General features: G+C 64.9%; 14 protein-coding genes and 4 tRNA genes. 10 read left to right on the top strand and 8 right to left on the bottom strand.

The window, feature by feature from the left end:
* Positions 1–25: 25 nt before the first annotated feature.
* Positions 26–688, bottom strand: a complete 663-nt coding sequence (locus L6D89_RS02900; RefSeq protein ID WP_236198687.1) for a glutathione S-transferase family protein — start codon at positions 686–688, stop codon at positions 26–28.
* Positions 689–727: 39 nt separating this feature from the next.
* Positions 728–1,498, bottom strand: coding sequence for a hypothetical protein (locus tag L6D89_RS02905; protein ID WP_236198688.1), 771 nt, complete (start codon positions 1,496–1,498; stop codon positions 728–730).
* A 215-nt stretch (positions 1,499–1,713) separates the two neighbouring features.
* Between L6D89_RS02905 and L6D89_RS02910 the strand changes: the two genes are divergently transcribed.
* From L6D89_RS02910 to L6D89_RS02935, 6 genes are all read left to right on the top strand, one after another.
* A tRNA-Glu gene (locus tag L6D89_RS02910) sits at positions 1,714–1,789 on the top strand.
* Between the two features lie 2 nt (positions 1,790–1,791).
* Positions 1,792–1,867 (top strand) — tRNA-Gly (locus tag L6D89_RS02915).
* A gap of 85 nt (positions 1,868–1,952) precedes the next feature.
* Positions 1,953–2,028, top strand: a tRNA-Gly gene (locus tag L6D89_RS02920).
* Between the two features lie 74 nt (positions 2,029–2,102).
* Positions 2,103–2,178: transfer RNA gene (locus L6D89_RS02925), tRNA-Gly, on the top strand.
* A 346-nt stretch (positions 2,179–2,524) separates the two neighbouring features.
* Positions 2,525–3,205 (top strand): HAD-IB family phosphatase, encoded by a 681-nt coding sequence (locus L6D89_RS02930; protein ID WP_236198862.1) that lies wholly within the window; start codon positions 2,525–2,527, stop codon positions 3,203–3,205.
* Between the two features lie 33 nt (positions 3,206–3,238).
* Entirely contained in the window at positions 3,239–4,273 is a 1,035-nt protein-coding gene (locus tag L6D89_RS02935) for a TerC/Alx family metal homeostasis membrane protein (protein WP_236198689.1), read from the top strand.
* Positions 4,274–4,327: 54 nt separating this feature from the next.
* Here the strand turns inward: L6D89_RS02935 and L6D89_RS02940 are convergent, their stop codons facing one another.
* From L6D89_RS02940 to L6D89_RS02955, 4 genes are all read right to left on the bottom strand, one after another.
* Positions 4,328–4,849 carry a DUF3592 domain-containing protein gene (locus L6D89_RS02940; protein WP_236170788.1) on the bottom strand — a complete coding sequence of 174 codons (522 nt, stop codon included), beginning with the start codon at positions 4,847–4,849 and terminating at the stop codon, positions 4,328–4,330.
* A 144-nt stretch (positions 4,850–4,993) separates the two neighbouring features.
* Positions 4,994–5,404, bottom strand: coding sequence for a PA2817 family protein (locus tag L6D89_RS02945; RefSeq protein WP_236170787.1), 411 nt, complete (start codon positions 5,402–5,404; stop codon positions 4,994–4,996).
* A 71-nt stretch (positions 5,405–5,475) separates the two neighbouring features.
* Positions 5,476–5,892 carry a PA2816 family glutamine-rich protein gene (locus L6D89_RS02950; protein ID WP_236170786.1) on the bottom strand — a complete coding sequence of 139 codons (417 nt, stop codon included), beginning with the start codon at positions 5,890–5,892 and terminating at the stop codon, positions 5,476–5,478.
* A 119-nt stretch (positions 5,893–6,011) separates the two neighbouring features.
* The gene (locus L6D89_RS02955; protein WP_236198690.1) at positions 6,012–8,504 is read right to left on the bottom strand and encodes an acyl-CoA dehydrogenase; all 2,493 of its coding nucleotides are present in this window, start codon (positions 8,502–8,504) and stop codon (positions 6,012–6,014) included.
* A 247-nt stretch (positions 8,505–8,751) separates the two neighbouring features.
* On the opposite strand from L6D89_RS02955, the gene L6D89_RS02960 reads away from it, so the two are divergent.
* The 4 genes from L6D89_RS02960 to L6D89_RS02975 all read left to right on the top strand — a co-directional run bounded on the left by L6D89_RS02960 (position 8,752) and on the right by L6D89_RS02975 (position 12,025).
* A complete protein-coding gene (locus L6D89_RS02960) occupies positions 8,752–9,477 on the top strand; it encodes a transglutaminase-like domain-containing protein (protein ID WP_236198691.1) in 726 nt (241 codons plus the stop codon).
* Positions 9,478–9,593: 116 nt separating this feature from the next.
* Positions 9,594–10,211, top strand: a complete 618-nt coding sequence (locus L6D89_RS02965; RefSeq protein ID WP_236198692.1) for a glutathione S-transferase family protein — start codon at positions 9,594–9,596, stop codon at positions 10,209–10,211.
* Between the two features lie 105 nt (positions 10,212–10,316).
* A complete protein-coding gene (locus L6D89_RS02970) occupies positions 10,317–11,249 on the top strand; it encodes an ABC transporter ATP-binding protein (RefSeq protein ID WP_236170782.1) in 933 nt (310 codons plus the stop codon).
* Positions 11,246–12,025, top strand: a complete 780-nt coding sequence (locus L6D89_RS02975) for an ABC transporter permease (RefSeq protein WP_205336452.1) — start codon at positions 11,246–11,248, stop codon at positions 12,023–12,025. The genes L6D89_RS02970 and L6D89_RS02975 overlap by 4 nt, the downstream gene beginning before the upstream one ends.
* Before the next feature lie 203 nt (positions 12,026–12,228).
* Here the strand turns inward: L6D89_RS02975 and L6D89_RS02980 are convergent, their stop codons facing one another.
* Together L6D89_RS02980 and L6D89_RS02985 are read right to left on the bottom strand one after the other, a co-directional pair.
* Positions 12,229–13,545: a heavy metal sensor histidine kinase gene (locus tag L6D89_RS02980; protein ID WP_236198693.1), complete on the bottom strand. Its 1,317-nt coding sequence runs from the start codon at positions 13,543–13,545 to the stop codon at positions 12,229–12,231.
* The gene (locus tag L6D89_RS02985; protein WP_236170780.1) at positions 13,542–14,222 is read right to left on the bottom strand and encodes a heavy metal response regulator transcription factor; all 681 of its coding nucleotides are present in this window, start codon (positions 14,220–14,222) and stop codon (positions 13,542–13,544) included. Before L6D89_RS02985 ends, L6D89_RS02980 begins: the two co-directional genes overlap by 4 nt.
* Positions 14,223–14,262 lie beyond the last annotated feature (40 nt).

Raw genomic sequence — 14,262 nt, forward strand, 5'->3', positions numbered from 1 at the left:
GGGCTTTTTCGTTCCTGCGGGAAGATCAGCGCTTGGCCATGATCTTGGCGATGATCTGCAGCTCGCCCTGGACGATCTCGGCGAGGGCAGGGCGGGCCAGCGTGCGCTCGAAGTGCGCGGCCAGCCTGGGCCAGCGCTGGGAGTCCAATTCTTCCTCGCCGTGGCGCAGGTTCACCAGTTGGCAGGCGATGGCGATGTCGGCGAGGCTGAAGCGGTCGTCGACGAACCATTGCTGCTGTCCCAGGCACTTCTCCAGGTAGTCGAAGTGCTCGGGGAGCTTCTCCTGCATGGCGCCTTTTACTGCCATTTCGTCGCAGACCTTGCCCATCAGCGGTTTGAGCAGGCGATTGCGGAACACGGTGAAGGTGGTCAGCGGCGCTAACTCGTAGTCGGCGTACTTTTCCAGCCAGTTGATCCGCGCGCGGGCCTGGGCGTCCTTGCCACACAGCGGGGCACGCTGCGGGTCGCGGTCTTCCAGGTAGTGGCAGATGACGCTGGAGTCGGCGAGGGTGAAGTCGCCGTCACGGATCGCCGGCACGCGGCGCAGCGGGTTGAGTTCGCGGTACCAGTCCGGCTGGTTGAACGGATTGACGTTCTCCAGTTGGTAGTCGAAGCCTTTCTCGGCCGCGAACAGGCGGACTTTGCGAACGAAGGGGGACAGCGGGGCGCCGAAGACGACGAGGCTCATGCAAGGCTCCTGGGGCGAAGGTGGCCGGGGTGATGTCGATCAGTCGTAAAGGTTCTTCTTCTTCCAGATATCGTCTTCATCCAGCGCCTTGAGGCCGTCGCCCAGTTCGCTCTGCTCATCCACGGCGGGCTGGGAGGTTTCCAGTACCAGGGCGTTGGCGTGGGCCAGCTGGGTTTCCATCTGCTTGAGCTGCGCCTGGTAGCGGCCGATTTCCGGTTGCTTCTGCAGGTACTGTGCGCCGCGCTCGAAAGCCAGGCGTGCCTGCCGCGGCTGGCCCTGCTGGAGCGCCTGCTGGCCGAGATTGCCGAAGAACTCTATATGGAGGAGGGTGAGCAGGTGGCGGATTTCCTTGACCCATTTCTGCGCTTCCACCCGCGGCAGCATGTTGTCCTGGGCGCAGCGGGTGAGCTGGGCGTGCAGCGCTTCGAAGAGGAAGCGCACGTCCTTGGCCTTGGCTTCGGTGAGGATCGGCTGCGGTGCATTCCTGACCGGAATGGACTCGCCCTTGGCCACCAGGCTGCGCAACTCTTCCAGACGCTGCTTGAGTGCGGCGTTGTGTTTGTCGACGGCCAGCAGGCGTTCGCTGAGGTTCAGCTCGAAGTTGCTGAGCAGCAGCTTGAGTGCCGGCGACATGAACTGGCCGGGCAGGGACTCGGAAACATCGCCGCAGCGCCGGCAGCGGTCTGACAGATCGGCCTTCAGGCGCGCCTGCTCCAGCTTGCGGTTTTCCACCAGATAGTTGATGTAGCCGATGGCGACCAGCAGGGCGATACCGACGAGAACCAGGACCGTAATGACGATTGGCGACACCGTGGAGTGCTCCGGATGTTTTCCGCGAGTGTAATGTCTTAGTGATACTGCTGATAGCGGCAGCTCGGTTTTTGCCCAGAAGTCTTTGATTTAAAAATAATTTCTCTGAAGGGTTGACGACCCTTCAAAGCCTCCCTAGAATGCGCGCCACTTCGACGCGAAACGCTGAATAAGCCGGAACGACGAAGTCGGAAAGATGTTAAGTTCCGGGCCGCGTCCCCTTCGTCTAGTGGCCTAGGACACCGCCCTTTCACGGCGGTAACAGGGGTTCGAGTCCCCTAGGGGACGCCATTGCGGGAATAGCTCAGTTGGTAGAGCACGACCTTGCCAAGGTCGGGGTCGCGAGTTCGAGTCTCGTTTCCCGCTCCAGATTCTCGATCATTGCCTCTGGCAGTGACCGAAAGATGAAATGGCGTTACCCTTCGGCGAAAGCTGAAGGTTGCAACAAGTTGCTGCGGGAATAGCTCAGTTGGTAGAGCACGACCTTGCCAAGGTCGGGGTCGCGAGTTCGAGTCTCGTTTCCCGCTCCAAAATCGAAACGCCGCCCATCAGGGCGGCGTTTTCGTTAACCTGCGGCGAAAGCCGAGGGTTACAGCAAGTTGATGCGGGAATAGCTCAGTTGGTAGAGCACGACCTTGCCAAGGTCGGGGTCGCGAGTTCGAGTCTCGTTTCCCGCTCCAGAATCGAAACGCCGCCCATCAGGGCGGCGTTTTCGTTTGTGCGGCGAAAAGTGCCATTCACCGGGCCTCATCCGGGCCGGATGCCGCGCAGCAAGCCCAGCACGCTCCCGCCATTGATTTCCCCGTCGCCGCTGATTTCCGCCCAGCGGGCGCCTGCGGGCCCATTCGCGCGCCTGCATTGGAGAAGATTCTGACGCAGCCCTGAGGGGATTCCCGTTTGTCGGGCCAGGCTGGCACCCGAGAATGCCTGCGCTCGATCGCGCCGCGATGGAGCAGGGCCCGTTCGCCTCGCCTGTCGGTGAGGTGGCCGGGGATTGCTGGTCGTTCCGGTGAGGTGGTGACGCGGATGGTGGAGTGGCTGGATCGCCGTGAGCATCTGCCGGGTGCCGGCAACGTGAACGTCCTGTCGGTGTTCGACTTCGACGGGACCCTGACGCGGCACGACAGCTTTCTGCCGTTCCTGTGGTTCGCCTTCGGCACGCTCGGATTCCTCCGTCGCCTGCCGGCCATGGTCCTGCCGGGCCTGGCTTTCCTTTGTCGGCGAATCAGCCGCGATGAGCTCAAGGCCTGTCTGATCCGGGTTTTTCTGCGGGGCATCGAGGCGAAATGGCTGTCGGCCCGCGCGCAGGCCTATTGCCAGTTCATCTGGGGCTATCTGTTGCGCCCCGGCGGTTTGCGCGGTGTCGCCGCAGAGTTGGATTCCGGCGCCGCAGTGACCCTCTGCTCGGCTTCGCCGGCGCTGGTGCTGCTTCCCTTTGCAGAGCGCCTGGGCGTGGGGTTGATCGGCACCGAGCTGGAAGTCGTCGATGGCCGGCTGACCGGCCGCATCCTCGGCGGCAACTGCCGGGCCGAGAACAAGGTGCTGCGCCTGCAGGCCAAGTACGGCCCCTTGAGCGCCTACCGGCTGCGCGCCTGGGGCGATACCCAGGGCGACCATGCCCTGCTGCGCGCCGCACAGGACCCGCATTGGCGGGTCTTCCATCCCCGTTGGCGACGCACCTCCGGCCCGAGCCGTCCGTCCGCCTGACCTGATCGACATTCCTTTTCGAGTACTGCAATCGTGGAACAGACACACATAGGCTTTCCCCCGCTGACAATGGCGGTTTTCGTCGGGCTGGCCCTGGCCGCCCTGTTGCTGGACATGGTGACTCATCGGGACAACAAGCCCATTTCCCTGACCGGTGCAGTGGCCTGGTCGATCTTCTGGGTCGCGATTTCCCTGGGCTTCGCCGGCTTCCTCTACATCCAGCACGGCGCCCAGGTGGCCAGCCTGTTCCTGACAGGCTATGCGCTGGAGAAGGTCCTGAGCGTCGACAACCTGTTCGTCTTCATCGCCATCTTTGCCTGGTTCAAGATGCCGGATGGCCTGCGCCACCGGGTGCTCTACTGGGGCATCATCGGAGCTGTCGTGTTCCGCGCCATCTTCGTGGCCATCGGCACCGGCCTGCTGGCTTTCGGCCCGTGGGTGGAAATCCTCTTCGGCCTGATCGTCGCCTGGACCGGCGTGATGATGCTCAAGGGCGGTGGCGATGATGACGAAGAGGAAGACTATTCCCGGCACCTGGCCTACCGCTTCGCCAGCAAGCTGTTTCCGGTCTGGCCGAAGCTGCTCGGTGGGCGCTTCTTCGTAGCGCGCCAACAGGTGGAAGCAGAGGCGCGCAAGCCAGAGAACCGGGGCATCGGCCTGGCCGCCAAGGGCGCCATCTTCGCTACGCCGTTGTTCCTCTGCCTGGTGGTAGTCGAGGTCTCGGACGTGCTGTTCGCCTTCGATTCGGTGCCGGCGGTGATTGCCGTCAGTCGCGAGCCGCTGATCGTCTACTCCGCCATGCTGTTCGCCATCCTTGGCCTGCGTACGCTGTATTTCGTTCTCGAAGCGCTCAAGCGCTACCTGGTTCACCTGGAAAAATCGGTCGTGGTGTTGCTGTTCTTCATCGCCGCCAAACTGGGGCTGAATGCCACGGACCAGTTGTTCCACCATGGTTACAGCATCGATGCCAACACCAGCCTGATCGTGGTGCTGGTGGTGCTGGCGCTGGGCATATTGGCCAGTCTGTTGTTCCCGGCTCGGGAAGAGGTCGAAACCGGCGAAAGTTGACTCGACAGCCCCATGAAAAAGCCCGCGAATCGCGGGCTTTTTTGTCTGTCCGGCTCAGGCCGCTGCCGGCTCCTCGCGGGGCACGAACAGCCGTCGGGTCGCCAGCAGGTGGATGACGAAGCCGATCAACGCCGCTCCCAGCACGCCAACGCCCAGGCGGGTGAACAGGCCGCCGGTTTCGGACAGCCCCTGCAGTCGTTCGAGGCGGTCGAAGTGCGCCGGGTTGGCGTTGGAGTAGGCGATCTGCAGCACGGTACCTTCGGGGTAGTTGTCGGCATTGCTGCCGGCGACGTCGAAACGGCCGATGTAGGGCTGGCCCTTCACCTGGAACTGATAGGTGAAGTGGTACATCTCCTTGGTGCGTCCGCGGCGGCCGCGCTCTTCGGTGACTTCGTCGAGTACCAGCGGTGCGCTGACCACCGAGTGGTCGGCCAGGATGCGCTTGGCGCGCAGGTGATCACCGATCGCGGTGAAGCACATCACCAGGACGAACCCGATGGCGAAGAGGGTGCAGATGATGCTGGAGACGCGGCGGACCTTTTCGTGGGCCCCTTGCGAGATCTTGAAGCTGAGCATGACGTTCCCTGCCTTTGTGTTGAAAAAGTAACAAAAGGCTACGGGCGGGCGTCGGGGGTGTCCTTGTCAGTTTGTCAACCGGATGGGACGGGGCGCTGGACAGAACGTCCGTGGCGCGGCGGCAGGCACCGCGCCGGAGGGGCATCAGTGCTTGGACGCGTCGTCCGGCAGGGCGAGCACCTGCTTCTCGCGGTTCCAGTCGAAGGGCTCGCCGTTTTCTTCCGCTTCGAAGCGGCGCTCGTCGAGTTGCTGGTACATCTGCAGCTCTTCGTCGGGCATGAAGTGCAGGCAGTCGCCACCGAAGAACCACAGCAGGTCGCGTGGCACCAGGTGGGCGATCTGCGGATAGCGGTGGAAGACCTGGCTGATCAGATCCTGGCCCAGGTACTGGGCGCCTTCCGGATCGCGCGGCAGTTCCACCAGCAGCTCGTCGAAGCGCTCGAGGAACAGGCCGTGGTTGTCCTCGGGAACCTGCTCGGCTTCGCCCAGGGCGCCAAGGATCATGCGCAGGTGGTTGAGCAGGGCGATGTGGTGGTCGAGATAGGCGCTGGCCATGGGATTCCTCTGGAGCTGTGTACAAACGGCCGGGGATTATATCGGGTTTCGCCGCTGCTGCAGCCGGGCGATCAGCGGAGCGGACGCATCTGGATCTGCCGGCGCTGGTTATCGATCTGCTGACGCTGCTGATCGAGGAGGCGTTGCTGCTGTTGCAGCTGGTCCTGCTGCAGCTCGTTTTTCTGCCGCTGGATCATCTGGTCGCTCTGCCGGCGTTGTTCGTTCCAGCGCCGCTGGTTGTCCTGCTGGCGCTGCAGGTCCTGCTGCTGCATCTGCAGGCGCTGGTCCTCGTAGTTCAGGCGCTGGCTGTCCAGCTGGTTCTGCCGCAGCTGCTGCTGGCGCCGCAGGCTGTCCTGTTGTTGCTGGATGGGGTCGATCACCGGACTGGGCGAGGCCGCCGGGCGAGGTCGGCTGGGGTAGAGCCACGGGTCGGCCTGGGCGGCTGCGACGAAGAAGATGGCCAGCAGTGGAAGGATCAAGCGGCGCATGGGAGGTTTCTCCATGACGGGTATGCTGCCAGTGTGCACCCGATCGGTGTTTCCGGCATTGCTCTGCGTCGGACAAGCAAAGGGCGCCCGAAGGCGCCCTCATGGGTGAAGCCCGCGGATCACTCCGCCGTGGCGGTCGGCTTGCCGGCTGGTTTCTCCTTGTCCGATTTCTCGCTGGCCGATGCCTTTCCGGCCAGCTCTTCCTTGGAGAAATCATCCACGTCGATCACCGCGCGGCGTGCGCGCTCGGCGGCATGCAGGGTTTGCGCTTCAGCGGCCTCCAGCACGCCTGCCGCGACGGCCGCATCGATCGGCGACTGCCCCGGCTTGGGATCGACGCCGTGCTCCTTGAGCGCCTTGTGCAGTTTCTTCTGCAAGGGGGCGGCGGCGCTGAGCTGGTCATAGGCGAAGGTCAGCTTGGCCACTGGGTCATCGGCGCCAGTGGGCAGGTGGGCGCCGGCCAGGATTGCCTGCAACGCCGGGTCGCTCAGCGGGCGGCCGAGAATGTCGGCGATCTCGGCGTCCAGCGCATCGCTCGGGCCGCGATGGCGGCGGCCCAGCGGCAGCACCAGCACGCGCAGCAGGCCGGCGAAGGCACGGTTGGGGAAGTTGTCGATCAGGTCGGCCAGCGCGGCTTCGGCCTTCTCGAGGTTCTCCTCCATGGCCCAGTGCAGCAGCGGGTGCAGGTAATCCGGGTTGTCCAGGTCGTGGTAGCGCTTGAGCGCGGCAGAGCCGAGGTACAGGTGGCTCAGCGCATCGCCCAGGCGCGCCGACAGGCGCTCGCGGCGCTTCAGTTCACCGCCGAGCATCATCATGCTGAAGTCGGCGAGCAGGGCGAAGGACGCGGCGAGACGGTTCAGCGCGCGGTAGTACGGGCGGCTGACGCGGTCGCCCGGCACCTGGTCGAAGCTGCCGAAGCCCAGGCCCAGCAACAGACTGCTGGCGGCGTTGCTGACGGCGAAGCCGATATGGTCGAGCAGCAGTTCGTCGAACTCGCGCTCGGCCTGGTCCTGATCCTCGCGGCGGGCCAGTTCCATTTCCTTCAGGACGTACGGATGGCAGCGGATGGCGCCCTGGCCGAAGATCATCAGGTTGCGCGAAAGGATGTTGGCGCCCTCCACCGTGATGAAGATCGGCGCGGCTTGCCAGGAGCGTCCCAGATAGTTGTTCGGGCCGAGGATGATGCCCTTGCCGCCGTGGATGTCCATGGCGTGGGCGATGCACTCGCGGCCGCGTTCGGTCAGGTGGTACTTGAGGATGGCCGAGAGCACCGAGGGCTTCTCGCCCAGGTCCACGGCATTGGCGGTGAGGATGCGCGCGCTGTCCATCAGCCAGGCGTTGCCGCCGATGCGCGCCAGGGCCTCCTGGATGCCTTCGAAGGCCGACAGCGGCACGTTGAACTGCTCGCGCACCTGCGCGTAGCGACCGCTGACGTAGCTGCCGGCCTTGGCGGCGCTGGTGCCGACCGCCGGCAGGGAAATCGAGCGGCCCACCGACAGGCAGTTCATCAGCATCATCCAGCCTTTGCCGATCATTTCCTGGCCGCCGATGATGTAGTCCAGCGGCACGAAGACGTCCTTGCCGGAGTTGGGGCCGTTCATGAAGGCCGCGCCCAGCGGCACGTGGCGGCGGCCGATCTGCACGCCGTCGGTGTCGGTGGGGATCAGCGCCAGGGTGATGCCGAGGTCTTCTTCCTCGCCCAGCAGGTGGTCCGGGTCATGGCACTTGAAGGCCAGGCCGAGGAGGGTAGCGACGGGGCCGAGGGTGATGTAGCGCTTTTCCCAGGTCAGGCGCAGGCCGAGGACTTCCTCGCCCTGCCACTGGCCCTTGCAGACCACGCCAACGTCGGTCATGCCGCCGGCATCGGAGCCGGCCTGCGGGCTGGTGAGGGCGAAGCAGGGGATTTCTGTGCCGCTGGCCAGGCGCGGCAGGTAGCGCTGGCGCTGGGCGTCGGTGCCGTAGTGCAGCAGCAGTTCGGCCGGGCCGAGGGAGTTGGGCACCATCACGGTGGAGGCGAGGTCGCCGCTGCGGGTGGCGAGTTTCATCACCACCTGGGAGTGGGCGAAGGCGGAGAAGCCCTTGCCGCCGTATTCCCTGGGAATGATCAGGCCGAAGAAGCCCTGGTCCTTGATGAAGGCCCAGGCCTCCGGCGGCAGGTCCATGTCCTTGCCGACCTGGTAGTCGTTGATCATCGCGCAGAGCTGTTCGGTGGGGCCGTCGACGAAGGCCTGCTCCTCCTCGGTCAGCTGTGCGCGGGGGTAGGCGAGCAGCGTCTGCCAGTCCGGGCGGCCGCTGAACAGCTGGCCATCCCACCAGACGGTGCCGGCCTCGATGGCCTCGCGTTCGGTCTCGGACATCGGCGGCAGGGTCTTCTTGAACCAGGCGAACAGCCGCGAGGTGAACAGGCTGCGGCGCAGGTCGGTGGCGAGAATCGTCACCGCGACCACGGCCCAGATCAGCCAGAACAGCACCATCCAGCCGTGGGCGTGGCTGAACAGGCTCATCAGCACGAGGTATACGGCGACGATGCCGAGGGCCTTGAGCGGCGCGGTGCGGCGGTGCGCAAGCCAGGCGACGCCGAGAATCAGGACGAGTAACCAGAGCAACAGCATGCGGATTCCTCCATGACAGCCCGCAGGGGCGACAGCGGTCGCGGCGGGCCTGGTGACGAACAGTGCGCAAGCACCTGACGGGCTCCCGTCAGAATGCACCGGAAGCTTAGCTGGCCGAACGTGGGCCGATGGCCGCATGGCCGGACAGCTTGGCCGGATCGCCTTGTCGGGTAGCCGATCCGGCTGGTTAGACTGGTGGCGCCATCAAGGACGACCCGCCAGGGACCACGAGCCCGGAGAGAACGCCATGCAGCCCTACCTCAAGCCCAGCCGCTTCGTTGATAGTGACCACCCCGGGGTAATCGAGTTCGCTCTAAATCACCGCGGTGACGGCGGCACGCCGCTGGAGCAGGCGGTGGCCTTGTACTACGCGGTGCGCGACAAGGTTCGCTACAACCCCTACGTGTTCAGCCGTGACCCACAGACCCTCAAGGCCAGCCATGCGCTGGAGGCCGGGCAGTCCTACTGCGTGCCCAAGGCCACGCTACTGGCAGCCTGCGCCCGGCATTGCGGCATCCCCGCGCGCATCGGTCTGGCCGACGTGAAGAATCACCTGGCCACGCCGCGCCTGCTGCAACTGCTGCGCAGCGAAGTATTTGCCATGCACGGCTACACCGAACTGTTCCTCGAAGGTCGCTGGGTCAAGGCCACGCCGGCCTTCGATATCGGCCTGTGCGAGGCCTTCGGCGTGCTGCCGCTGGAGTTCGATGGGCGCAATGACAGCGTTTTCCACCCGTTCAATCGCGACGGCGAGCGGCACATGGAGTACCTGCGCGACCACGGCCAGTTCCCCGATGTGCCCGAGGAGTTCTTCTTCGGCTATCTCAAACAGTGCTACCCGCATCTGTTCCAGGGCGAGGACGCGCCGCTGGAGGGTGACATGCGCAGCGAAGCGGCCAGGCAAGAACACGCTCGCCCGCCTGAAAACAGTCATCCACACGAAAACAATCGGCCACATGAAAACAATCGATAGTCACCATCAGTGCTTGCGGCTTTTTTCCTGGCGTCGTTGCCGGTAGGGTGCCGTCATCCGAAGTCACGCCTGCGGGCTGTGCCTTCACCCGATGACGACAACAAGAGAGGCGCAGCATGCTCAAGATCTGGGGCCGGAAGAACTCCTCCAATGTGCGCAAGGCGCTCTGGTGCGCGGAGGAGGCGGGGGTTGCCTATGAGCGGATCGACGCCGGCGGTGCCTTCGGCCTGGTCAACGACGGCCCTTATCGCGCGCTGAACCCCAACGGTGTGGTACCGACGCTGGAGGACGACGGCTTCGTCCTCTGGGAGTCCAACAGCATCGTCCGCTACCTCGCCGCACGCTATGCCCCGGACCTGTATCCGCAGGACCTGCAAGCCCGCGCCAGCGCGGAGAAGTGGATGGACTGGACCACCTCGTCCTTCGCCGCGCCGCTCCGCACGGTGTTCTGGGGTACCCTGCGCACCCCGCCGGAGCAACGCGATGCCGCTGCCATCCAGGCCGCCATCGATACCTGCGTGGCCCTGCTGGCGGTACCCGAGGCCGCGCTGGCGAAGCAGCCGTTCCTCACCGGTGAACAATTCGGCATGGGTGACATTCCGCTCGGCAGCTTCATCTATGCTTGGTTCGAAATGCCCATCGAGCGCCCGGCTCAGCCGCATCTCGCGGCCTGGTACGAACGCCTGAAGGCGCGTCCGGCCTACCGTGCGGCAGTGATGACCGACCTGACCTGATTGCCTGCGCGTGCCCCGGAGGTTGCAATCCTCGCGGCGTACCCTTATCAAGCAGGCCTTTTCCAAAGACATGCGTCTTTCCACCGACTTGCAACGGGAAAACCCATGAGTTCCGCGCTGTCCATCCGTCAACTGACGAAGACCTACGGCAACGGCTTCCAGGCCCTCAAGGGCATTGATCTGGATGTCGCCGAAGGCGATTTCTTCGCCCTGCTGGGCCCCAATGGTGCCGGCAAATCCACCACCATCGGCATCCTCTCCACCCTGGTGAACAAGACCAGCGGCTCGGTCAATGTGTTCGGCCATGACCTGGACAAGGATCCCTACGGCCTGAAGCGCTGCCTGGGCGTGGTGCCCCAGGAGTTCAACTTCAACCAGTTCGAGAAGGTGTTCGACATCGTCGTCACCCAGGCCGGCTACTACGGCATCCCGATGAGTGTGGCCAAGGGCCGCGCCGAGAAGTACCTGACCCAGCTGGGCCTGTGGGACAAGCGCAATTCGGCTTCCCGCGAGCTGTCCGGCGGCATGAAGCGCCGCCTGATGATCGCCCGCGCGCTTGTCCACGAGCCGCGCCTGCTGATCCTCGACGAGCCCACCGCCGGCGTGGATATCGAACTGCGCCGCTCGATGTGGAACTTCCTCACCGAGCTCAACGGCGAAGGCATCAGCATCATCCTCACCACCCACTACCTGGAGGAGGCCGAGCAGCTGTGCCGCAACATCGCGATCATCGACCACGGCACCATCGTCGAGAACACCAGCATGCGCAAGCTGCTGAGCAAGCTGCACGTGGAGACCTTCTACCTCGACCTGCAGGGCACGCTCAGCGAACCGCCGAAGCTCGACGGCTACCCGGTACGCCTGGTGGATGACCACACCCTGGAGGTTCAGGTGGACAAGTCGCTGGGCATCAACGGCCTGTTCGTCCAGCTCAATGCCCAGGGCCTGCAGGTGCTGAGCCTGCGCAACAAGAGCAACCGCCTGGAGGAACTGTTCGTGTCGCTGGTGGAGAAGAATCTGTCGAAGGTGGCGGTATGAGCCACGAATTGCGCGCCAACTGGGTTGCCCTCAACACCATCGTCTACCGCGAAGTCCGCCGCTTCCTCCGTATCTGGCCGCAGACCCTGCTGCCGCCGGCGATCACCATGGTCCTGTACTTCGTCATCTTCGGTAACCTGATCGGCCGGCAGATCGGCGACATGGGTGGCTTCACCTACATGCAGTACATCGTGCCGGGGCTGATCATGATGTCGGTGATCACCAACTCCTACGGCAACGTGGTGTCGAGCTTCTTCGGCAGCAAGTTCCAGCGCAACATCGAGGAACTGCTGGTGTCGCCGGTGTCGCCGCACACCATCCTCCTCGGCTTCGTCTGCGGTGGCGTGCTGCGCGGGCTGGCAGTGGGTGTGATCGTCACCATCCTGTCGCTGTTCTTCACCGACCTGCAGATCCATCACATCGGCATTACCGTGCTGGTGGTGGTGCTGACGGCGGCGATCTTCTCCATGGGCGGCTTCGTCAACGCGGTGTTCGCGCGCAACTTCGATGACATCTCGATCATCCCGACCTTCGTGCTGACACCGCTGACCTACCTGGGCGGGGTGTTCTACTCGATCACGCTGCTGCCGCCGTTCTGGCAGACCGTGTCGCTGGCCAACCCGATCCTGCACATGGTCAACGCCTTCCGTTACGGCATCCTCGGCGTGTCCGACATCCGCATCGGCACGGCGGTGATCTTCATGCTGGTAGCGACTGTGCTGCTCTACGTGTTCTGCGTGCGCCTGCTGGTGAGCGGGCGCGGGATGCGCCAGTGAGTGACGCATTGCGTTGATGCGAGAAGGCCCCGATTGGGGCCTTTTTGTTTTTTGGGCCGGCTGGAACTTCGCTGCATTGGTTTGCCCTCACCCCAGCCCTCTCCCGGAGGGAGAGGGAGCCGCGCGTGCCGGCTGATGCCTTGGTTTCCGCCTATGCCGTACAGTCCCCTCTCCCTCTGGGAGAGGGTTAGGGTGAGGGGCTCCTAGCCCGGAAACTCGATAACAAACCGTGTCCACCCATCGGCCGATTCGCAGCGAATCTCCCCGCCATGGGCGCGGACGATGGAGCGGCAGATCGCCAACCCCAACCCGGCATGCTCGCCCTGGCCTTCGCGGCGGGCCGGGTCGGCGCGGTAGAAGCGGTCGAACAGGCGCGGCAGGCGCTCGGCTGGAATCTCCCGGCCGGGGTTTTCCACGCTCAGGCGGCCCGGCTCCAGGCGTACGCGAATCAGGCCAGCGTCGGGGGTGAAGCGCAGGGCGTTATCCAGCAGGTTGGCCAGCACTCGGCGCAGCAGGGCGCGGTCGCCCTGTACCGACAGCTCGCCATCGCGCTCCAGGCGAATGGATTTTTCCTCGGCCAGCGGCCCGTAGAACTCCAGCAGCTCGTCCACCTCGCTGGCCAGCGCCAGCGGCTGGCTGCTGGGGGTGAGCAGGCCGTGGTCGGCCTTGGCCAGGAACAGCATGTCGTTGACCATCACGGTGAGCCGCTCCAGCTCCTCGAGGTTGCCGTGCAACGCCTCGCGGTAGTCCTCCAGGCTGCGTGAGCGCGACAGCACCACCTGGGTCTGGGTCAGCAGGCCGGTGAGCGGCGTGCGCAGCTCGTGGGCGATATCGGCGGAGAAGGCCGACAGGCGCTGGAAGGCCTCTTCCAGGCGCGCCAGCATGGCGTTCAGCTCGGCGGCCAGGCCGCGCAGTTCCTGCGGCATCTGCCCGGCGTCGAGGCGGGTGGTCAGCGAGTGTGCGCTGACCTGCGCCGCCACTTCGCTCATGCGCCGCAGTGGGCGCAGGCTGGCGCGCGCGGCCCAGGCGCCGAGCAGCGCAGTGGCCAGGGCGGAGAAGCCCATGGTCATCCAGATCAGCCGCTGCATGCGTTGCAGGAAATGCTGGTGATGGGTGATGTCGAGGATCAGCGTGAGCTGCGCGCCCTTCGGGTTCGCGGCATCCAGCGGCGCCTGCAGTTCGCGGTAGGCAGGGGCTTCGTCGCTGGCCATGTTCATCGTTGGAAATTGCCAGAACCAGCGCTGCCCGTCCGGGCCCTGCAGGCGCAGGCCGAGGTCGGGGTGGCGTTCCAGCTCGCGGCGCAGCTCGGCGCTATGCGGCGCGAGTTGTTCGGCGCTGCTCACGCCATTCAGCACGTCGCGGAAGATCGCCAGCTTGCCGCTCAGCAACTGCTGGTCCAGCTCGATGAAGTGCGCCTCGCTGGCGCGGCTGAAAACGATGCCTGCCAGCAGCGAAACAGCCGCGGTGCAGGCGGCGAACAGCAGGCTCAGGCGCAGGCCGAGGGACAGGCGGGCACTCATGCTTCGCGCTCTTCCAGGACGTAGCCCATGCCGCGCACGGTATGGATCAGGCGCTGCGGAAAATCATCGTCGACCTTGGCGCGCAGGCGGCGGATGGCGACTTCGATGACGTTGGTGTCGCTGTCGAAGTTCATGTCCCACACCTGGGAGGCAATCAGCGACTTGGGCAGCACCTCGCCGCTGCGGCGCAGCAGCAATTCCAGCAGGGCGAACTCCTTGGCGGTCAGGTCGATGCGCTTGCCGGCGCGCTGCACGCGGCGGCGCAACAGGTCCAGTTCGAGGTCGGCCAGTTGCAGGGTGGTTTCCTGGATCTGCTGGCCGCCACGGCGCAGCAGCGTGCGGACGCGGGCGAGCAGTTCGACGAAGGCGAAGGGTTTCACCAGGTAGTCATCGGCGCCCAGTTCCAGGCCGCGCACGCGGTCCTCCACGGCGTCGCGGGCGGTGAGGAACAGCACCGGCACGGCACTGCCGGTCTGGCGCAGCGCCTGGAGGATCTGCCAGCCATCGCGGCCCGGCAGCATCACATCGAGGATCAGCAGGTCATGCTCGCCGGCCAGGGCCAGTTGCAGGCCTTCGTCGCCGTCGGCGCTGAGGTCGACGGCGAAGCCGGCTTCGCTCAGGCCTTGCTGCAGGTACTGGCCGATGCGCGGTTCGTCTTCGACGATGAGGAGTTTCATCCGGGTATCCATCCAGGCGCTCGGGGCGCAGCTGTCGTCA

It is taken from the genome of Pseudomonas pseudonitroreducens (assembly GCF_021603645.1).
Classification (GTDB): domain Bacteria; phylum Pseudomonadota; class Gammaproteobacteria; order Pseudomonadales; family Pseudomonadaceae; genus Pseudomonas; species Pseudomonas pseudonitroreducens.

Bases quoted from the DNA above. Each gene is read 5' to 3' on its own strand.
- L6D89_RS02900 (WP_236198687.1), bottom strand. From the start codon at position 688: ATGAGCCTCGTCGTCTTCGGCGCCCCGCTGTCCCCCTTCGTTCGCAAA.
- L6D89_RS02930 (WP_236198862.1), top strand. From the start codon at position 2,525: ATGGTGGAGTGGCTGGATCGCCGTGAGCATCTGCCGGGTGCCGGCAAC.
- L6D89_RS02940 (WP_236170788.1), bottom strand. From the start codon at position 4,849: ATGCTCAGCTTCAAGATCTCGCAAGGGGCCCACGAAAAGGTCCGCCGC.
- L6D89_RS02945 (WP_236170787.1), bottom strand. From the start codon at position 5,404: ATGGCCAGCGCCTATCTCGACCACCACATCGCCCTGCTCAACCACCTG.
- L6D89_RS02950 (WP_236170786.1), bottom strand. From the start codon at position 5,892: ATGCGCCGCTTGATCCTTCCACTGCTGGCCATCTTCTTCGTCGCAGCC.
- L6D89_RS02955 (WP_236198690.1), bottom strand. From the start codon at position 8,504: ATGCTGTTGCTCTGGTTACTCGTCCTGATTCTCGGCGTCGCCTGGCTT.
- L6D89_RS02960 (WP_236198691.1), top strand. From the start codon at position 8,752: ATGCAGCCCTACCTCAAGCCCAGCCGCTTCGTTGATAGTGACCACCCC.
- L6D89_RS02965 (WP_236198692.1), top strand. From the start codon at position 9,594: ATGCTCAAGATCTGGGGCCGGAAGAACTCCTCCAATGTGCGCAAGGCG.
- L6D89_RS02970 (WP_236170782.1), top strand. From the start codon at position 10,317: ATGAGTTCCGCGCTGTCCATCCGTCAACTGACGAAGACCTACGGCAAC.
- L6D89_RS02975 (WP_205336452.1), top strand. From the start codon at position 11,246: ATGAGCCACGAATTGCGCGCCAACTGGGTTGCCCTCAACACCATCGTC.
- L6D89_RS02980 (WP_236198693.1), bottom strand. From the start codon at position 13,545: ATGAGTGCCCGCCTGTCCCTCGGCCTGCGCCTGAGCCTGCTGTTCGCC.
- L6D89_RS02985 (WP_236170780.1), bottom strand. From the start codon at position 14,222: ATGAAACTCCTCATCGTCGAAGACGAACCGCGCATCGGCCAGTACCTG.